We start from the raw sequence: 20,216 nt of genomic DNA on the forward strand, positions 1-20,216 counted from the left end.
TTTACTCAAAATCCCAATTAGAGTAGTTTATTTAATGTATTCAATCAACCAACAATCCCGATATTCCCCTTCATGGAGTTCACGTTTTGGGAGTAGTTTTACTTTTTTGAAACCAGATTTTTCATAACATCTTAAAGCCCTCTCATTCCTAACTTGAGGGTCCATAACTAATCGGTCAGCTTTTTTATGATTAATTAGGAATTCAACCATAGAGGTAACAAGTAATGTGCCGATTCCTTTATTCCAATATTCTGCTTCACCTATGAATTGATCGATCCCATAAATATTTCCATTTAAGTATCCATATACATTTTTAGTGTCACTATCTAAATTATAATATTGGATATATCCAATTTCCTTACCATCAAATTCTACAATACATTTAACTGTATCATCTTCAGGATTGTAAAAAACATCATTTACTTTCCCTATATCAAATGGGTTATCTCTTCCTTCATAAAATTCAAGAACAGACGGGTCTGAAAGCCACTTGGATAATATATAATTATCCTTTACTTCTAATTTGCGTACTTTTAAATGACCGTTTTGGAAAAGCATAAAAATTACCCCTCTTATTAAATTTTCCTGCTGGTTCAACCAATGTTATTTCAACGGGGTTTCATCTTTATTATTTAATGCCTCTGCCTGACTCATAAAGGAATCCATATTGGCACTTATAGTCAACTTCAGTCCTAACCCAACTTCACGAAGTGTTTTCCGTAAGTCTTCAAAGTTCTGTTTATCCTCTTCTGTTAATTCTGTAAAGCTATACAATTCATCATGTGGATATTGATTTAATTTGGAATACAAATGTCCAAGGACTTCCTTATCATTTTCCGAGAGCGTTCCTAATTGTTCTCCAGTAGTGATTCCGAGCCAGATACCATTTAATATATCGTCTAATTTGGCTGTAACCAGGTTTGGTTCAGGCCATTCATCATCCATCTGGTGGGCAATCAGGCCTTCTAACTCTACTAAGTTATTTTGGACCTCTGTAACAAGAACTTGCTCCTTTACGGAGTTCATCTTCATCATTCCCCAACCAACAATCATGACGAGTATTAGGTTTAACCCTATCGAAATACTGAGAAGTAATTTTCTTCTACCGCCCAATCAGACTCCTCCTTAACTATTGGAAAGACGTCGTTCCCATCCTTGAACGTCTTCACTCATTACTCCCATAACAAAAGCCGCCAAAACGGCAGCTGCTCTTAAAAATTGCAAAGGTTAGCAAAAGTGCTTCCTATTTTCTCAATTCATCAGACAAACCGTCATCATTTCCGTATTCGAACCTGGCGATTTTCCCTTCTTCTTTCGGGGAGAAAGAAACTTTTCCTTTTACATTCGCGGTATTTTCTTCACCGCTTTTCTTATAACCGACGATGGCAACGAAGGTATAAAGATTTTGATTATCCTTGTTTTGCTTGATCGTGACGTCCTTAAGGGTTAATTCATATTCATTTTCGTAAGCAAAGGTCTGGTATTGAGTACCCATTGCGGTTGCTATGAAGAAATCGAGCCCGGATTCTGTAAAGTAGGGGCCATAAACTTCTTCTACATACTGATCAAATTCTTTGTTTTCTTCTTTATTATTTACAACAGTCTTATATTTAGGATTCCACATGAGGTCCATATATTCGTCGTCTGGACCGGTAAACTGGTGTTCAAGAACTTTGGTGATTGCTTCTTTCTTACCCTCTTCCGATTTCGAACATGCTGCCATGAAAAGCCCCGAAACCATCAATAAGAGGATGATGACCCTCGTTTTTTTCATCATACCCAATCCCCCTTTATAGAAGTAATACGCTTCGAAAAGACAAAAGTTTCAGATTATTCAATTTCGGGTGGCTGTTATTTATAGGAGTCAATGTGCTTCGGTTAGTTTAGGCCATTAGTAATTGGGTAGATTAAAGTATGTTTGCTTGCTAACTAAGGACTGGATTCATAGGTGTTTAGCTGTATCTTGTTTCAGATTAATCCTTACACATTAAACAGCCCGCCATGGACGTCCTAATACAATAAGGAGTGAGAAATTTGAATAATACTTTTTACAATGGCTGGGATAGCATTCTTGGCAAATTGCCGAACGTGCTGATTGCACTTGCTGTTCTCTTGGTCGGATGGCTGGTTGCCAAGATCATCGAAAAGGCGGTTTATAAGGGACTGCAGAAAACCAGCCTCGATAACAAGCTTTTTTCGAATGTGAACAATAAGAAATATTCTGCTGAAAAAATCATCAGCAAGATTGTCTATGTACTGATTCTTGTTTTTGTCTTCATCATGTTCCTGAATATACTGGATTTATATGTTTTGACTGAGCCGCTTGTTGGGATGTTCTCAACGATTGCCGCGGCGATTCCAAATATCCTGAAAGCAGGCTTGATCCTGTTATTTGCATGGCTGATCGCATCAGCATTGAAATTCTTGATTCAAAAAGGCGGCAAGAAGCTTGGTGTCCATGAGAAATTAAGCAAGTACAAGCTTACGGAGGACAACCAGCAAACGACAAACGCTGTAGATACGGTCGCGAACATCGTATTCTACCTAGTTTTGCTGATGGCTTTGCCAGCCGTATTGTCTGCACTGAATCTTCGCGGAGTTTCTGAGCCATTTGAAAATATGATCGAGGGAATCCTCTCCTTCATTCCTAAATTATTCGCGGCAGCGCTGATTCTTTTAGTTGGCTACTTTGTTGCCAAAATCGTCCGCGATATCCTGACGAACTTTTTGCAAAGCATTGGCACAGAAAAATTAGTCCAGCGTTTTGGACTGTCCCGTTTATTCGAAGGCACAAGCCTTTCACGCGTGATTGGCACAGTTGCTTTTGTACTGATTTTGATCCCTACCGTCATCGCTGCTCTTGAGCGTCTTGATGTGAAAGGAATTTCTCAACCGGCAATCGCGATGCTCAATGACATCCTGACGATGATCCCGAATATCGTTGTTGCCATCATCCTTGTCATGATTGGACTATGGCTCGGAAAATGGCTGAAAAAATTCACGGCTGATTTGTTAAGAAGAATTGGCTTCGACTCTTATTTTAAAGGTATGGGTCTGGCAAGCACCACAGGCCGTCCCAACTCATTAAGCCTGTCCGAAGTAGTCGGCTATATCGTACAGGTCATCGTTGTCCTGTTGTTTGTGGCTGAAGCATTGAATGTAGTCAAACTTGATTTCTTCGTCGACCTTGCACGCGGTGTGATTGCGTATCTGCCGCATGTCATCGCAGCGATTGTCATCCTTGGTGTTGGCCTGTGGCTTGGCAGCCTTGTGAAGCGAGTGCTCAGCAGCATCCTTCAGGGTGATTCTTCCAATGTGCTGGCAACGGTCGCAAAATATGCGATTATCACCATCACCGTCTTTATGGCGCTGGATCAGCTTGGAGTCGCACCAGCAATTGTAAATGCGGCGTTCATCCTGACGCTTGGCGGACTGGCACTGGCATTCGGTCTAGCATTCGGGCTTGGCGGCAAAAACTTTGCTTCCAAGTACCTGACAAAGCTTGATGATAAAATTGAAAGAACCAGCATCGACCAGGAAGCGGTCCAGCAGCAGAAAATAAAAAAGAACAACCCGAACCCTGCGACACCGCCAAACTTGAATAACCTGAACCAGAGTCCTGGTACAACCAACATGACTGACCAGAACTCAGGTTATCCGCCAAATTTGAATAACCAAAACCCTGGAACTCCCCCGAACTTGAACAACCATGGCGGAAACAATAACCCAATGGACCCTGATAATGATAACAATCCGTTGAAGCCATAAAAATAAGCAAAAAACGCTCAGGAATTGAACTGCATCCCGTTTAGACTTAATCGGGATGCAGTTCAACATTCTCTGAGCGTTATTTATGTATTTTGCTTTGAAACAGCCTGCAGCATATGGAGTTAGCGGGTTTAATTCTTTATTCACAAATCACCTCTAACGTCAACCTCGTTGACAAAACTAATTATAAGTGTTATTATAAACTTGGTTGACAATTTTATGTAGGGGTGAGCAAATGTTTAGTATAGGAGATATGGTGATCTATTCAGCACATGGCATTTGTAAAATTGATGATATCTGTGAAAAAACAGTGTTAGGTGTGACAAGACCGTACTATGTATTACACCCAATGAATGACAATCATCAATTGACTCTAAGTGTTCCAGTTCATAGTGATAAAGTAGCCCTTCATGAAATGGTCCAAAAAGAAGATGCCCGGGAGATTCTTGATTCCTTTAGGTATGCAGGAATTGACTGGAATGACAAACCCAATATACGACATAATTTATATTCTAAAGTTGTAAGCAACGGAGACAGAATCGAGATTGCAGGACTCATCAATACCCTCATGCGAAAAAAAATCGAAGCCGAGCAGAATGAAAAAAAGCTTTACGAACAGGACAGAAAAATATTGGATACTATACAAAGCATCCTTTTCAAAGAAATAGCCATTGCTCTGGATACCACTGTTGAAAGAATACATGAGCATGTCACAGGGCTATTGAAGGAAAGTAATCAGGTAGTTAACTAAGGGACGGTCTTATGCTTCCAAAAGGAAGCATAAGATTCGTTCCATTTTTTATACATCCAGATTCCTTACATATACAGCATTTTCCTCAATAAATTGGCGTCGGGGTTCAACCTTATCCCCCATCAATAAGTCACATACCTCATCGGCCTCCCTGGCATCATCCAATGTGACTTGAAGCAACGTCCTAGTTTCCGGGTTCATGGTCGTTTCCCATAATTGTTCCGGGTTCATTTCTCCCAGTCCCTTGTACCGCTGCAAATTCGGTTTTGGTGTGCCTGGCAGTGACGCCAATGTGCTTTCCAGTTCAGCATCATTGTAAGCGTACTGTATATTCTTCCCCTGCTGGATTTTATATAATGGAGGCTGGGCAATATAGATATAGCCCTTTTCCAGTACAGTTCTCATAAATCGATAGAAAAATGTCAGCATGAGGATTCGGATATGCGCTCCGTCCACGTCTGCATCAGTCATGATGACAATTTTATGGTACCGTGCCTTTGAGATATCAAAGTTTTCCCCAATTCCTCCGCCGATTGCTTTGATCATTGTCCCAATTTCGGCATTTTGGAATATCCGGTCCATCGCGGCTTTTTCAACGTTCAGGATTTTCCCCCTGAGTGGCAGGACAGCCTGGAAATGGCGGTCACGTCCTCCCTTTGCAGACCCGCCAGCAGAGTTTCCTTCCACAATGTACAATTCACTAATGGATGGATCTTTGGAAGTACAGTCTGCAAGCTTACCCGGAAGTGTTGAAATTTCCAAAGCGCTTTTTCTTCTCGTCAATTCACGCGCCCGCTTGGCAGCAATTCTCGCTTTTGAAGCAAGTGAACATTTCTCGGCGATTCTTTTTGCGATTGCAGGATTCTCCAGCAAAAACAGTTCAAGCCTCTCTGAAAAGATTGTATCGGTTGCTGATTTCACTTCAGAGTTGCCAAGTTTTGTTTTGGTTTGTCCTTCGAATTGCGGGTCTGGGTGCTTAACCGAAATGACAGCAGTCAGCCCTTCCCTGACGTCCTCCCCGGAAAAATTAGCTTCATTCTCTTTTAAGTTTCCGTTTTTCCTTGCGTACTCGTTCATCGTTCGGGTTAAAGCTGTTTTGAATCCCACTTCATGGGTTCCACCTTCATGTGTATGAATATTATTGGCGAATGAATATAGCATCTCCGCATACCCTTCGTTATACTGAAGGGCAATTTCCAAGGATATCCCTTTATGTTCACCTTCTATAAAAATCGGTTCATGAATTACGGTCTGCTTTTCATTTAAATGCTCAACATAAGACCTAATTCCACCCTCATAGTAATATTCATTCTTTCGCTGTTCACCGCGCTTATCAGAAATCGTGATCATAATCCCCTTATTCAGGAAAGCCAGCTCACGAAGTCTTGATGAGAGAATGTCATAATCATACTCAAGCGTTTCTGTAAAAATTTCACCATCCGGTACAAAGTGAATGGTAGTGCCGGTATGGTTTGTTTCCCCTACTGTTTGTAATTCCCCTTGAGGGACTCCGCGGACAAAACTCTGGTAATGGATCTTTCCCTCCCGGTGGACATATACCTCGAGTAATGAAGATAAGGCATTGACGACAGATGCCCCGACACCGTGCAATCCCCCAGATACTTTATACCCGCCTCCGCCGAATTTGCCGCCAGCATGGAGTACGGTCAAAATGACTTCGACGGCCGGTTTTCCTTCCTTCTCATGAATTCCAACCGGGATACCCCGGCCATTATCCGTAACCGTAATACTATTATCTTCTTCAATCGTGACGTGGATCTCATCACAATATCCTGCAAGGGCTTCATCCACGCTATTATCCACAATCTCCCAGACCAGATGATGCAATCCCCTCCCGGATGTTGAGCCAATGTACATTCCGGGCCGCTTCCGGACAGCTTCAAGCCCTTCCAATACCTGTATCTGATTGGCGTCATACGCCTGCTCTTGAACTCCTGCTTGTGTCATGCAAATGTAATCCCCTTCACGTTCCCTATATCGTACATAATAGGATGAATTGTCAATAAAGTTGACAATTAAAGTGTATTAAAAAACCCTCTTATTGTCAACTTGATTGACAATAAGAGGGTTGCTTTTAATCATCCAGATTCCAATCCATCTTCAAAATTTCTTTAAGGAGCCTCACTTGCTCAGCTCCGATTTTTTCTGTTATTTTCTTTTCCAGGCCAGCCTTGAGCATTTCATTTTTTTCATAGCATTCTTCACCAAGAGTGGTTAGCCTTATCCATTTTTCCTTTTTGTTATTTTCCAGGTTGTTGACTTCGACTAATCCTTTTTCAGCAAGGTTTTTGATGAATTTATGTATGGCCTGACGGGAAATTTCAACATTTTTATTAATATAAGAAATGGTTGGCTGCTTTTTATAAATCCTCGCCATGATATACCATTCAGAATTTGAAATATAAATATCACTCTGGTTGTTCCAGGCTTTCTCTGAGATTTTACGAAGAAGCGTATGACGCTCACTCAATAGATCAACCAGGTCTAAATTTACTAATTCAGAGTTTACACTCAATGGACTCACCTCAATCCCTTTTCTTCTCCACTACTATACAACAATTGCGGTCAGGGACAAACATTTTTTTACCGGTGATTGAATCAGCCTTTTCCTCCTAAAAAAAACAGCCCAATTCATTTGGACTGCTGCGGGTATGTATTTATGTAGTTAACTGAAATTGTCGATGAAAAAGATGACGAGAAAAACGATGAAGGCATAAAAACTAAGATGCAGCAGCACAGTAGTGAAAAAATCCTTCAATTTATCAAATGAAAAAGGTTCACTCTTTCTTGTCCTTGCTCTCATAGCCAGCCTGTCCCCCTTAGCAAAACTACCCATTAAGTCCATTTTTTTCTTTTTAATCATAGCATAATCCAGCTTGTTTGTGGCTGATAATTTACAAAGCAGCAATTTAAATCCAAAAGAATAACCCTCTAAGAAGAGGGTTATCTCTGGCCATATGTTTTGAATTTCTCTGACAATCGAGCCATTTCTTCATCTGAAAGCAATGTTGGCTCACCTATCGCTTTGGCCTGGTAAAAAATCTGGGCACTGAATTCGATTTCTTCCGCGACAGTGAATGCTGTTTCGATATTATGCGCTCCGGCAATCAATCCATGATTCGCAAGCAGGACCGCCCTTCTGTCCACCATGCCCTCAAAGGCCTTTTCCGCCAGCTCTTTCGTCCCGAATGTTGCGTAAGGAGCACATCTTACATTCGGGCCGGCAAACGCCACCAAATAGGATACCGGCGGAATATCCCAGCCCAGGGCCGAGATTGTTTTGGCATATGGCGAGTGGGTGTGGACAAGCGCGCCTATATCTTCGCGGCGCTGGTAAAAAACCAGATGCATATCCAGCTCGCTCGATGGCTTCTTGCTCCCATCAACAACCTCGCCATCCAGATTAATGACCACGACGTCTTCAGGCTTCGTTTCGAAGTAATCAATCCCGCTTGGACTGATGGCAACCAGCTGCTTTTCCCGGTTGAAAATGCTGATATTACCGCCAGTTCCCTTTGTGAGCCCACTTGTGATGATTTTCTTGCCGTACTCTACGACTTTCATCCGTTCTTCCAGAAGCAACATATTCTGCGCCTCTCTTTCCCTAAGGCTGTTTTCGTAATGATTGTTGTTAAAATCCTAAAGCCGATTTTAACGTATGATTAGGCATTTTGCTGGTCGGTATCTAGTTTGCAAGCTCTTTTCTCGTCTAAATCGTCCATTTAGCGAAGTTACCTAGGTCATTCAATGCATTTTTACAGCAAATAGCTACAAAGTTTTAGAAAAGAGCCTTCCCTAAAGATTGGAACGGTCTTATTATCGCATATTATAGCTTGATGCTGAATCCTTTAATACTTGTAAAAACTGTTCACCTGTTTTGGAGGCAGCTGAATTCAGGATGAACTGCTTCGCCGCTGTCAGGCAGATTCTCTCGGCTGTTACGCGCTGATGTTCATCGGCAATGGAAGTTAAATCCTTCACTTTTGCCAATCCCGCAATACGGCGGATCATCTCCATTCCCGTAACTGCCGCTGTATCCTGGAGAACAGCGTCCAGGTACCAGCGGTCGAAACCCTGCTCCTTGGCCATGATTTCCGTCACGTTTTCCTTCCAGCTGGTTAGGAATTTCTCGGTAAATAGATCGACTGTATCCTTGATCGTCTGCTCCAGCCATTCGCTATACTTCTCGTCAGCATTCGTCACATATGCCCTTGTCCACGCAAACATCAGGTTGGCAATCACGTTTCCTGCGTCATATCCCATTGGCCCGTAGAACGCGAACTCCGGATCGATTACTTTTGTAGAATCTTCTTTTACAAAAACAGAACCAGAATGAAGGTCGCCATGAACAAGTGCCTGGGCATTGGTCATGAACGCAAACTTCAGCTTGGCTGCTTCGAAGCGTAATTGATCGTCACCATAGATGTTCTCCTCAATCCACTCCTTATTGGCAGGAAACAAATCATTACGGCTGTTATGGTCTGTAAAAGGTTCTGAGTATACGAGGTCCTCAGAAATTTCGCATAATTCCGGATTGATATAATCCTGAACAAGTGCCTTCTTCGCTTTATGCTCCATGACTACATCGGAAGTCAGCAATAGTGTATTCACCATGAATGTCGTCAGGTCATCCGCAAGCCTGGGAAACATTCTTCCCTCATTGAGAGCCGTACGCAGGATTGTATGATCAGAAAGATCCTCCATCACACAGCAATTCATTACATCATCATACAGGTACACATCAGGCACCAATCCCGGAGCCAGCTCACCCTCAAGCTTCAGCACATTCGACTCGATCCGGATGCGGTTGGTTGACAGCTTGAACTCGTCGGAAATCCTCGCCGTATCCCCAGCCTGTTTGACAATCAGTGATTTCCCGGTCTGTTCATCGCGAACACGGAACACATAGTTCAAATTTCCATCGCCTATTTCATCACAGCTTAAATTCGCTTCTCTATCAAAAAAGTCGGTCTTTGCTTTTACATAAGGAATGACCTCATCTGCATTCATCAGAAAATACGTATTAAAATTTGTCATGATGTCCATTACCCCTTCCCGTGGAACAATTATAGAAATCTTTTAAAAATTATTATAGCTTAAGATTGTATTTCGGGGCACTAAAATCCATCTGGAATCATAAAAAGAAGACAGCTTTCCTGCCTTCTTTACAAGAGATTTTATTACCCGCAAGGCAGAAGGATTGTGAAGGTCGTGCCCTTGCCTTCTTCACTCTCGACATTAATTTTGCCTCTCATTCTTTGGACGATATCATAGGAGATCATCATCCCAAGGCCGGTGCCTTTTTCCTTTGTTGAGTAATAAGGGTGACCGATCCGGGCGAGTTGCTCCTTTGTCATGCCGATGCCCTCATCACGGAACTCGATCCTTACATTGTCCTTGTCAACCTTGGCGATGATGAAAATACTTCCGCCCGAAGGCATTGCTTCAATCCCGTTTTTTAGGATATTGATGAATACCTGCCTGAGTTCATGCGCATCTCCCTTGATGCAGAGATTCTTATCGATTGCTTCTACCAATTCTGTATTGCCGAGATGGGAATAGGATCTCATGAACGCAGTCGTTTCTTTCAAAATGGCACTCAGGTCGATTTGATCCATCGATCCTGTATTTGGTTTGGCCAGCGCCAGGAAATTATTGATGATTGTCTGGGTTCGGTCAAGCTCCTGAAGAGAAATGGTAATGAAGAGATTCTGGTCGTCACTCAGGTTCCTTTCTCCCTGCAGGACTTGCATGAAGCCTCTGATTGTCGTCATCGGGTTACGGATTTCATGGGCAACCGATGCAGCAAGCTGACTGATGGCCGAGAATTTCTCCGCCTTGTGAAGTTCATGCATAAGCTTGAGCTGTAAATTGGTCATTTCAATGATATATATGAATAGCGATAAGGCAATGAATGAAACGAGCGAAAAGACAACCAAATACATGTAGTCGCCTGCATGGCCAGATTTAATCAATGCAGCAAGCCTTGTAGCGGTAACTAAACCATAGACAAAGAGCCCAAACGCGATTCTCCGATTGACCGTCGATGTTTTATAAGGCTTCTCAATCGCAAAAAACAGAATGATGATAACCCCGTAATTGACGGCTACAATCGGCAGTCTTTCTATCTCAACCAGGCTTCGTAACAGCAGCAGCACCATTGCAATTAAAAGCCCATCCGTCCTGCTTAAATAAAAGAAGGCAATAAAGACAGGAATCAGCTTAAAATCGAACTCCATGCCGCCATGGAACCTGACAGGCAATGCCATTGTGACTAACAGCGTCGCCAAGATTGCCATTTTAAAGATTTGTTTCTTATATACCGAGCGCTTCTGCATCCACAAAAAGTTATACATGAAGCCGAGTGAGAGTATGATGAAAAAATGCAAGATCAAATCTTTAATGAAATCTATCATTTTATCCCCCGGAATTCTTATGATTAAGAATAATGACCTATATCTATTATCCACCTGACTTAACGATTCTTCAACGGAAAATTCTGAAATTATCAGGTTTCTTCCAAAATTTTAAAATAAACTTTTTTCACAGTGCCTCTAAATCTTATGCTATAATGAAAACAACCATTGCTTTACCAAAGTAAAAACCCCACTCGTTTCGAGTGGGGTTTTTTGCTATGTTTATTAGCTCAGTTATCGTCCATTGGTGATTTTTGTATAGACAGGACAATTCATAACTTTTCCGTTTAGTTTTCAACACTGTCAGATCAACAGTCTAGTTCACCAGAATCAAATATAAAAAAACAAGCCCTGATCAAATCAGGACTTGTTTGTATGGGCTAATCCGTTATTATAGTTTTGTAACGTTAGCTGCTTGTGGTCCACGAGCACCTTGCTCAACGTCGAAAGATACTTCTTGGCCTTCTTCAAGAGTCTTGAAGCCTTCGCCTTGGATAGCTGAGAAGTGTACGAATACGTCTTCTCCACCTTCACGCTCGATGAATCCGAAACCTTTTTCTGCATTGAACCATTTTACTTTACCGTTTTCCATTTTTGTTGCCTCCCAGTGTGATATCCACACAATTTGTTACTATTCTTGTCTCAGTGATATCCAGGCGAATCAAGCAGTGCATGTTCTTTCCTTGCATACCGAACAAAAATAATTCTCCCTTAGAATAACAGAATTAAAGGCATAGTGCAAGCGTTAAGGGAGTTGGGAAAATTAGGAGTGCCAAAAAAACGGTTATGGATTAACAAATGGGGATCATGAAAATGTGATATAATAAAGGTAACATGAAAGGGCGTGGCTAATTGAAAAGCGCAAGCAACCTTTATAAATCTGGTCAATCTGTCAGTATCAAAGAAACCGGCGAAACAGTGACAATCATGAAGTCTCAATATGTGAAAAACATGAAAAGGTATTCATACACTGTCAAAGAACATCCCAGCACTTTTTATTTTGAGGAGGAGCTGGAGAAAAGCTAGAAGCTGGTTTCCTTGCTTCTTTTTTTTGATTATACGCTCCATGTCAACTCATAAGCGTGCGCCTTTTAGCACGCTTTTTTCATCACGATTTCCCCTCCAATCACATCCTGATCGATCACTAATTACTTTTTTCCTATTAAACCCTTATTAGACAAAAATAAACTCTATCTAAACTACTTATTTAGCAACTCGAAATTTGTCTATTAAATAGGCATCTTACTCTATTAACCGTTTTTATAATATTCCGTAAAATAGAGTTGAATCTATTAATAGGAGGAATGACAATGACTTTGAAGAAGAAGGTTCTTTCCGTATCCTTATCAAGCATGATGGCATTAGGCGCCGTGACTGCAATAGCTCTGCCGGCAGGTGCTGTCGGTAATGGGCCGAATACCGGCAATGGATCCATCCAGACATCGATTTTGCATACATATGAGAGTTTAGTTGATTACCTGAAGACCCAGGATGCCAAGCAGGAGGCAATGGAACTGGAGGTGATTGGCCAGACGGTGAAAGGCCGTGATATTTACATGGCTAAGTATATCTCCAATCCTGAAAACCCAACCATCTTGTTCCTGACCCAGCAGCATGGGAATGAGCAGCTGACAACCGAGGGAGCGATGGAATTCATCAAACATCTAGGTACTGCTAAAACGGGCGGTGTACTTGAGAATGTGAATGTTCTTGTCATCCCAATGCTCAATGCAGATGGCGCAATGGGCGATGTCGACTTCTCACTTGAAGACTATCTTGCTGATGGCGACCGCCACCTGACTCGCTATAATGCGAACAAGATTGACCTTAACCGTGAGCATGATAAGGTAACCAGCGAAATGCAGCCTGAAGCCCGTGCGCTTCATGAAAATGTTTTTGCTAAATATGATATCGATTACATGATCGACCTCCATCACCAGGGTACCCTCAGCGAAACAGAAGGCGAGCTTGTTTCAGGCTCCATTTTGTATCCTACGAACGAAGCCGTGAAGCCAGAGGTACTGGAAGGCTCGAAAAAGCTCGGCTCAATCGTATACAATACCCTTGAGGAAAAAGGCTGGGGACATATCGGGAAGTATGTCGGCGGCAACGGAGCGAACATCGGCCGTAATGGCGCGGCTGTCCGCTATGATATTTCAACACTCCTGTTCGAAATGCGCGGAATGTCCGATCATTATTACGAGCCTTATGCATTAGGGCAAAAGAGCAATGGCTATCTGATCAAGCAGACGATCACCACACTTGATGCAACGGTAAAAGCCATTGCTGATGGCTCGATCGAGACAGCTGATACGAGCTTCTGGGATACGCTTCCTGAGCAGTCAAACAGACAGAGTGAGGAAGACGAATAAACTTTTCAACAGTGTGGCCCCTCGGGGATCACACTGTTTTATTTTGTCATCGAACAGAACACGACATTTATAGGGATAGGAGCGGTGCCTGTGGTTTCGTATGATAAAAGTAAACCTTTACAGGAGGCCAGCTGATGAAACTCATTCATTTTGCCATTGCTGTCATTATGTTGTTCGGCCTTTTCACAGGACCCGTCTCTTCCCAGGCTGCCGTTACAGGCTCTGAATGGGAAGACACCATCTACGAACGCCCGGAACAGTTTTCAAGTTTTACCACAGAAAAAGATGTTTTCATTACGATGAGGGATGGCGTTATTTTAGCGGCTGACGTCCACCTTCCTGATGGACCGGGACCGTTCCCCGTCATTCTTACGCAAACCCCTTATAATAAGAATGTCAGCAGTACTGAAAACCTTAATGAGTATTTTATTAAACGCGGGTATGCACATGTGGTTGTTGATGTCCGCGGAACCGGTGCCTCCCAGGGGGCCTGGGATTCATTTGGCGAAGCCGAACAGCGTGATGGCAAAGAACTCGTCGAATGGGCAGCATCCCAGCCATGGAGCAATGGCAAGGTTGGACTGTACGGCTCCTCCTACCGGGCAATCAACCAGTTGTTGACCGCAGCTCAGCATCCCGATGGCCTGGAAGCCATTTTTCCGATTGTCCCGATGGGTGATATGTACCGTGATATCCTTATGTCCGGAGGATTAATCAACACTGGCTTCATCCCACTCTGGCTCGGGCTTGTAACAGGCAGCGGCCTGCTCCCCCCTTCCTACACTTTATCGGACCCAATCATGGGAACGACCCTACTGTTGAGCCATACCGGACAAACGCTCGGCTTTCCAGTCAGCACCCTCAGCTCGGCGATTACGGGCGGGGAATTTGCATACGATGGGCCCGCCGCACAGCTGCGCTCGCCATTGGCGGTAGCAGATCAAATTAATGTTCCTGCATTTTTTACAGGCGGACTTCATGATCTGTTCCAGCGCGGCACGCCGCTCCTTTATGAAAAATTAAAAGCAAATGGCGTACAGACCAAACTTCTGATGGGCAACTGGACGCACGGCAATTATGGCAGCGGCTTGCCTGCGGACAATGTACCTGCCCTTGACCAGCTGGCCTTACGATGGTTTGACCAGTATTTGATGGGCATCAACACTCAAATCAATAAAATTCCTGATGTCACACAGTTTGTGTTAGGCGAAGGGGGCTTCGAGGTCCAGCCTGGATGGCCGCATAAGAATGTCGCCGCCCAAAAATTTTACCTGCGCAGCGGCAATCTGTTGACGAAAGAGAAACCTTCCTATGCTGAGCCTTCCCGAACAATGCTTCAGCAGCCGTTGAATGGCATTTGCTCGGGAAGCACGAACCAGTGGATGGCCGGGATTCCGGATGCCCTTCCTTGTACGAAGGATAATCGCCTGACGGAAATTACGGAGCTCACCTATACGACTCCCCCGGCAAATGCTGATCTTCGCGTGTCCGGTCCGATTGCCGCGAAAATTTTTGCGAGTACAACCGCGAGAGACCTTGTACTGTCTGTGCGTTTAACGGATGTAGCGCCGGACGGAACTTCGAACGAGATTACTGCAGGCTGGCTCGCCGCCTCGCACAGGGCAGTCGACGACAGCAAGAGCCGATACCTTGATGGAGAAAACATTCAGCCATGGCACCCTTTTACGAGGACCGCAGTGCAGGAAGTCAAACCATATGAAGTGATGGAACTGGACGTTGAAATCTTCCCTAGCAACTTTGTCATCAAAGAAGGCCACAAACTCCGTGTCGCCGTCGGTCCAAGCGACTTCCCGCACTCGATGTCGCCGCTGCCTCAATTGTTGGATCAGCTCGGCGGAGTCGCGACGATTTTAAATAACTCTAAATATCCTTCCTCTATTGTTTTACCAGTGGTGGAAGAATGATTGATGATGCCCGCCTGTGGATTGGCAGTTTTGGGGTACAGATCTTTCGTAAACCTTGTTTACTTAAAATCAAGTTAATTACCGGCGGAATCTTTCTCAAGCACTAAAGACTCCCTTTCCTAATATGAATAAAATAGGTAAAGGAAGGAGAATCATATTGAGCATTACGGAAATGATTCCAGGAAGAATTTATGTTGGCGGCAGGATTTCTCCTGAGGATTGGCGCTTTATTGGTCAGCATATAAACGCGATTGTAAATCTGCGAACGAAGCCTGACCGGCCGCCGTTTGATTTTTCTCATCGTGTCATGATTTGGATGCCAATCACCATTAAGGTGACTCCGAGTATTACATGGGTGGAAAACCTGATGGCCCATATAAATCTATTAGTTAAACAGGGGTATTCCATCCTTATTCATGATACGTATGGATATCAGCGGCTTGGATTTGTCATTACGGCCTATTATATGCAGCGCTTCCGAATGAACCGCGAACAGGCATTGAATACAGTGCAGAAAATCAAGCCGAATATACAGCCTACCGTTAATTACATGGAGTTGCTCGCCAGGTATGAAAACCATCTTGGACTTGGTTAATTGAAAAAATTTGATAATGACACTTTTAATCTTTTTTCAAATGGTTTATAGTGTTAGTGCAGAATCCGTTTTCACAGGTGATGGAGTTCACCTTTAACCGCCTGAATGGCTAATGACTCCTGCCAGTTGTTTGATCACTGGCAGGAGTCTTTTTGTTTTGGGTAATCTAATAAACATGGAGGGATATGGATGGTATATTTGCTTGTTGGGGCGGCAGGTTTTCTCGGAGCCTCCCTGCGTTACTTCGTTGGTGTTTTCTTTTTTCACGAAAGTACCGTTTTTCCGTTCGCTACTCTTACGGTGAATCTGTTGGGAAGCTTTTTGCTGGCCCGGCTGACAACAGGTCTATTTATCCGTATTTCCTTGCCTTCACATATTAAAACAGCGTTGGGAACAGGCTTTATCGGTTCCTTTACAACGTTTTCAACTTTGAGCGTGGAAACTGTCAATCTGCTTCTTCATGGAAAGCTTGTGCTTGCATTTTTATATATTGTGGCGAGTATATTTGGCGGATTATGGATGAGCCGTTTAGGATTCCAGGTAAAGAAGGGAGTAGGAACTGAATGACGGTCAATCATATTCTGATGGTTGGAATCGGAGGCTTCTTCGGAGCCATCTCACGGTTTTGGATCAGTCAAGCGATTAATAAAAGAATCCGGCCCAAGATTCCCGTTGCCACACTGCTCATCAATTTATTGGGCTCCCTGCTGCTTGGCATCATGGTCGGTTTAGGATTGAATGGCAATCTATTTATGCTGCTCGGAACGGGTTTCATGGGAGCCTTCACCACTTTTTCAACCTTCAAGCTTGAAGGAATACAACTCCATATCGAGAGAAGGAAAAGGGAATTCTTCCTGTACAACTTCTTTAGCTATGGAGGCGGCATCCTGCTGGCTTTTATCGGACTTCAGCTTGGTTTATGGCTGGCATAAAAAACGGCACAAATCCGTTTGGATTTAAAACCCTGGTGATCAACGGCAGGGTTTTTCCTTTGCCAAGAAATAGACTTGAAAGCAAAAAAACCTGGCGAGAAGATTTCTCTCACCAGGTTTTCAGATGTTTGCGTAAAATAAAGTTGGTAATTTATTTTCTTGGTTAATAAAGCTTGTAGGACTAGATAAAAAATATAAAAAATAATTAAAGTCGGTAATCCATTATTCATCATACCTTTTCAACATAGAAATAAAGTCGGTAATTCATTTCTAAACTTTTCATCTTTAAGATCAAGGTGCTTTTTATTAGATATACACATATACTGTTTATCGATACAGAAAATGAGGGTAGGTATTAAATATATCCTTATGAGAAAGAACAGCTATTCCTTATGAATTCTAAAAGGGGGAGTATTATGTATATCAGAACTTCCATTACAGAACTGAATTTATTAAAGGAACAAAACTTGGTGATACCTATTTCTCGTTGGGAAACCCGAGAAAAAGCAGAAGCATATTACTCCAGAATAGATGGAAATTATACAGCTTATGAGGAAGATGTAACAAAACTTAAATCAGCTTATTCAACGCCTTTTAGGGTTTATATGATAAAAAAATGCTGACAGAGTAGTCAGCATTCCTTAGTCTTCTAAAGCCCTTGAGATTCTAAAATATCTTTTATCGAGTGCTTCTTTTCCACCTTCCATTACATCACAAACTGCTTCTCGAACATTGTTGTTTTGTAATGCTCCATTCAATTGCTTTTGGATTTGTCCACCAGCAAAATTCATTTGAACAATATTTTCAGCTGCCCCATTAACTGGGATATTTGGATTATGGGTAATTACAATTACTTGTTGTTTAGTTTTAAATGTCCTTAAACCTGTAACTACTAAATCCGATATTCTTTTTGTATCTAGATCCTCTTCTGGCTGGTCAATAATGACTGGAGAATCATCCAATAATAACATTAGAGACAGCATAGCAGCTGTTCGTTGACCGGCAGAGCCTGTTTCAATGTCCTCTTCTTTCTTATTGGAATTGACCAATTTCAATGTTATTTTATCTTCTGGATACCAAATAATCATTCTGTCTATGTCTTCAGGGGTAGAAGATTTAAGACCAAGTAAATGATTGATAAATAGTTTTCCAAAGCCTTTAGTATCAGTTTCATTCACAGTTTGAATCTTCTTAATAATCTCTTTTCTTTTTTCCCAAGGAGTAGAAGATTCCATCAATTCGAATATTACTCCTTTTTGTGGTTTATTGTCATCGTCACGTTCAAGAATATCTTTGGCATATTCACGACCAGATTTCCGAATAATCCCTCTAAATGTTTCTTCAGCATTTTCAACATTACCCATTACTTTTAAGTACATTTTAATATTTGGATTTGTGCCTACCCACTGTTGAATTACTTCTAATCTTTTATTTCTTAGTTCTTTTTCATGTGAATCAATATCTTTAAAAATTCTTATTGATTCCTCTTTTTGAAGTTTAAACTGTTCTTCAAATGACGATATTTCTGACATTTTTTTCTCAAGTTCAGTTTTTCTTGCTACAAACTCACTGTATGCATTAGGATTTTTTTCTCCAGTTGCCTCTAATCTTTTAACGAACTCGTGATATTTATCCTCAGATATCAACCGAACTTGATGCCATGGAATCTCTTCAATTGATTTTCTATTATTTGCTTTGAATTGCTCAACATTAATCAATACCTCATTCATATTATCTATTAGAACTTGGAAATGATTTGCTTGTTCATTTAATATTTTTAACGAATCCTGGTCCAATCCTGTAAATTCTTCTGTAGAAAAAAGGTGTTTAGGAGCTTCTGCATACATGTTTTTCAAACGTTCATAATAATTATCAATGGATTGAAGGTCCTGATTTAATTTCTGATTAATGATTTGCGATTTTTGATACTCATCCAGGAGTTCTTTATGTCCAGAATCCTCATATATCTTCATTTTCGCCTTCAAATCATCAAGTTCTGTTTGTATATTACCTTTAGCATTTATCTTTGTGGATAAATCTCTAAGTATTGCTCGGGTCTGCAACCAATTTGTAGATAACTTTTCTCTTTCTTCTTCCCATTCTAATTTGTCAAATTGTTGGTCTATAATACCTAATATGTAATTGGGATCTTCAGTTAATGAATATAAATGTTTTTGACTAAAAATTCTTAAAGGAAATCTAGAGTCAATATTACTGCTTTCTTCTTTACTCTCCCATAAACCCATTTCATTTTGATGCTCTTCAATTATCTTATTACCTTGCCAGGTTAGAGCAATGTGTCGACCATCTTTTTGCATTTCCACTCTAATTTTTGTTTCGTTCGTTAACATACCCGCTTTACCACGTTCTTTAGGAACCTTACGAAACTCTTGAAACTCTTCACTTAACTTTGGAGGAAGTCCCCGCGTCTTATCAAAGGGTAGCCTCATATATTCAATAAGACTCGATTTCCCAGACCCTCTTCCTCCAATTATTGCATTCAGCCAAGGGCTAAAGTTTACTTTTAGAGGATTTCTTCCTCTTCCTGCTTTGGCTCCATTAGAAATCTCAATCGATTCGATGAAAAATCGATTATATGCCTCGTTTGGATTCGTAGAAGTTAAATCATGTCTAATAATACCGTCTTCACCATCATGTAAGGCCAATCTTAAAGCTTCCAAATTAGGGTATTCCATTTTAACCCATGTATAACTTGCTCCCACAAATTCAGGATGATGACTATCTGACCCTGCAATCTCTGTAAAGTTCAACTTCATGTCATTATAGATTTGAGGCTTTACATATTCAAGATTGCATACTTGCATAGCTAACAAACCATTTGCGGTTAAACATTTTTTTAAGGAATTACCTTCCTCCTCTTCAAATAAACCACGTACCATATCAACATGGGCAGGTATAGCTAGTCCTTTCATTTGATGAATAATATTAACCACTTCATTAAAAGATTTAGTGGTACAATCATCTGAATCCCCGTAAGTTCCATTATATTCACATTTACTTAATAAATTACTGATTTGTCTAGATGATTCTGTAGGATCAAATATTGCTAGCAAATGAATATTTCCATGTACGGTTATTTCTACTCCAGGGAAAATAGTTAATTCTCTAAATCCATCTATATTTTCTTCCCTCATTAAATTTACTTCTGCTTTTAATGTGTCAATCCACTCACCTGAATTGTGATCCGTCACCGCAACACAATCAATTTTTTTTGACATGTAGTCTAATAACCATTCACGTGGAGTACGCCTTTTAAGTGTATCTTGATTTGGTCCTTTTCCATAATCAATTGAGATTGGTGTATGGGTATGAAAGTCAAATTTCCACCACTTTGCTCCGTGATAAATCACTAAATTCCCACCCTTACTAAATTTTGAGTTTGTTGTTAAGTATAATGGTTCGACAATTTAGGACA

Annotated in this window: 19 protein-coding genes and 1 riboswitch; of the genes, 8 read left to right on the forward strand and 11 right to left on the reverse strand. The window is 41.6% G+C overall.

Annotated features, from left to right (window positions below; genetic code table 11):
• Window positions 1-27 precede the first annotated feature (27 nt).
• The 3 genes from FS736_RS21590 to FS736_RS21600 form a co-directional block, all read right to left on the reverse strand.
• Window positions 28-558 carry a GNAT family N-acetyltransferase gene (locus FS736_RS21590; protein ID WP_144481214.1) on the reverse strand — a complete coding sequence of 177 codons (531 nt, stop codon included), beginning with the start codon at window positions 556-558 and terminating at the stop codon, window positions 28-30.
• 45 nt (window positions 559-603) lie between these two features.
• Window positions 604-1,113: a hypothetical protein gene (locus FS736_RS21595; protein ID WP_144481215.1), complete on the reverse strand. Its 510-nt coding sequence runs from the start codon at window positions 1,111-1,113 to the stop codon at window positions 604-606.
• Between the two features lie 130 nt (window positions 1,114-1,243).
• Window positions 1,244-1,777: a hypothetical protein gene (locus FS736_RS21600; RefSeq protein WP_144481216.1), complete on the reverse strand. Its 534-nt coding sequence runs from the start codon at window positions 1,775-1,777 to the stop codon at window positions 1,244-1,246.
• 257 nt (window positions 1,778-2,034) lie between these two features.
• Between FS736_RS21600 and FS736_RS21605 the strand changes: the two genes are divergently transcribed.
• Entirely contained in the window at window positions 2,035-3,768 is a 1,734-nt protein-coding gene (locus tag FS736_RS21605) for a mechanosensitive ion channel (RefSeq protein ID WP_144481217.1), read from the forward strand.
• Window positions 3,769-4,003: 235 nt separating this feature from the next.
• A complete protein-coding gene (locus FS736_RS21610) occupies window positions 4,004-4,519 on the forward strand; it encodes a CarD family transcriptional regulator (RefSeq protein WP_144481218.1) in 516 nt (171 codons plus the stop codon).
• Window positions 4,520-4,567: 48 nt separating this feature from the next.
• Here FS736_RS21610 and gyrB read toward each other — a convergent pair whose 3' ends face one another.
• The 7 genes from gyrB to FS736_RS21645 form a co-directional block, all read right to left on the reverse strand.
• A complete protein-coding gene (gyrB, locus tag FS736_RS21615) occupies window positions 4,568-6,487 on the reverse strand; it encodes a DNA topoisomerase (ATP-hydrolyzing) subunit B (protein ID WP_144481219.1) in 1,920 nt (639 codons plus the stop codon).
• Window positions 6,488-6,614: 127 nt separating this feature from the next.
• Window positions 6,615-7,055 (reverse strand): MarR family winged helix-turn-helix transcriptional regulator, encoded by a 441-nt coding sequence (locus FS736_RS21620; protein ID WP_144481220.1) that lies wholly within the window; start codon window positions 7,053-7,055, stop codon window positions 6,615-6,617.
• A gap of 150 nt (window positions 7,056-7,205) precedes the next feature.
• Window positions 7,206-7,403, reverse strand: coding sequence for a hypothetical protein (locus FS736_RS21625; RefSeq protein ID WP_144481221.1), 198 nt, complete (start codon window positions 7,401-7,403; stop codon window positions 7,206-7,208).
• An 80-nt stretch (window positions 7,404-7,483) separates the two neighbouring features.
• Window positions 7,484-8,125, reverse strand: coding sequence for an L-fuculose-phosphate aldolase (locus tag FS736_RS21630; RefSeq protein WP_144481222.1), 642 nt, complete (start codon window positions 8,123-8,125; stop codon window positions 7,484-7,486).
• A 231-nt stretch (window positions 8,126-8,356) separates the two neighbouring features.
• Window positions 8,357-9,577 (reverse strand): S-methyl-5-thioribose kinase, encoded by a 1,221-nt coding sequence (gene mtnK, locus FS736_RS21635; protein ID WP_144481223.1) that lies wholly within the window; start codon window positions 9,575-9,577, stop codon window positions 8,357-8,359.
• A 143-nt stretch (window positions 9,578-9,720) separates the two neighbouring features.
• Window positions 9,721-10,956: an ATP-binding protein gene (locus tag FS736_RS21640; RefSeq protein WP_144481224.1), complete on the reverse strand. Its 1,236-nt coding sequence runs from the start codon at window positions 10,954-10,956 to the stop codon at window positions 9,721-9,723.
• Window positions 10,957-11,347: 391 nt separating this feature from the next.
• A complete protein-coding gene (locus FS736_RS21645; RefSeq protein WP_023626356.1) occupies window positions 11,348-11,548 on the reverse strand; it encodes a cold-shock protein in 201 nt (66 codons plus the stop codon).
• Window positions 11,549-12,266: 718 nt separating this feature from the next.
• On the opposite strand from FS736_RS21645, the gene FS736_RS21650 reads away from it, so the two are divergent.
• The 6 genes from FS736_RS21650 (at window position 12,267) to FS736_RS21675 (ending at window position 17,403) form a co-directional block, all read left to right on the forward strand.
• Window positions 12,267-13,328 (forward strand): M14 family zinc carboxypeptidase, encoded by a 1,062-nt coding sequence (locus FS736_RS21650; protein WP_144481225.1) that lies wholly within the window; start codon window positions 12,267-12,269, stop codon window positions 13,326-13,328.
• 134 nt (window positions 13,329-13,462) lie between these two features.
• A complete protein-coding gene (locus tag FS736_RS21655) occupies window positions 13,463-15,253 on the forward strand; it encodes a CocE/NonD family hydrolase (RefSeq protein ID WP_144481226.1) in 1,791 nt (596 codons plus the stop codon).
• A gap of 157 nt (window positions 15,254-15,410) precedes the next feature.
• The gene (locus tag FS736_RS21660; RefSeq protein ID WP_186326886.1) at window positions 15,411-15,848 is read left to right on the forward strand and encodes a protein-tyrosine phosphatase family protein; all 438 of its coding nucleotides are present in this window, start codon (window positions 15,411-15,413) and stop codon (window positions 15,846-15,848) included.
• A 67-nt stretch (window positions 15,849-15,915) separates the two neighbouring features.
• Window positions 15,916-15,977, forward strand: a riboswitch (Fluoride riboswitch).
• Between the two features lie 60 nt (window positions 15,978-16,037).
• Entirely contained in the window at window positions 16,038-16,415 is a 378-nt protein-coding gene (locus tag FS736_RS21665) for a fluoride efflux transporter FluC (RefSeq protein WP_144481228.1), read from the forward strand.
• Complete coding sequence (crcB, locus tag FS736_RS21670) at window positions 16,412-16,780, forward strand: fluoride efflux transporter CrcB (RefSeq protein WP_144481229.1); 369 nt, start codon at window positions 16,412-16,414, stop codon at window positions 16,778-16,780. The genes FS736_RS21665 and crcB overlap by 4 nt, the downstream gene beginning before the upstream one ends.
• A gap of 416 nt (window positions 16,781-17,196) precedes the next feature.
• Complete coding sequence (locus tag FS736_RS21675) at window positions 17,197-17,403, forward strand: hypothetical protein (RefSeq protein ID WP_041964237.1); 207 nt, start codon at window positions 17,197-17,199, stop codon at window positions 17,401-17,403.
• Between the two features lie 18 nt (window positions 17,404-17,421).
• Here FS736_RS21675 and FS736_RS21680 read toward each other — a convergent pair whose 3' ends face one another.
• A complete protein-coding gene (locus tag FS736_RS21680; RefSeq protein WP_041964238.1) occupies window positions 17,422-20,151 on the reverse strand; it encodes a TrlF family AAA-like ATPase in 2,730 nt (909 codons plus the stop codon).
• Between the last annotated feature and the right edge of the window lie 65 nt (window positions 20,152-20,216).

Origin of the sequence: Cytobacillus oceanisediminis 2691 (assembly GCF_007678455.1) — a bacterium.
GTDB classification, from domain to species: Bacteria; Bacillota; Bacilli; order Bacillales; family Cytobacillaceae; genus Mesobacillus; species Mesobacillus oceanisediminis_A.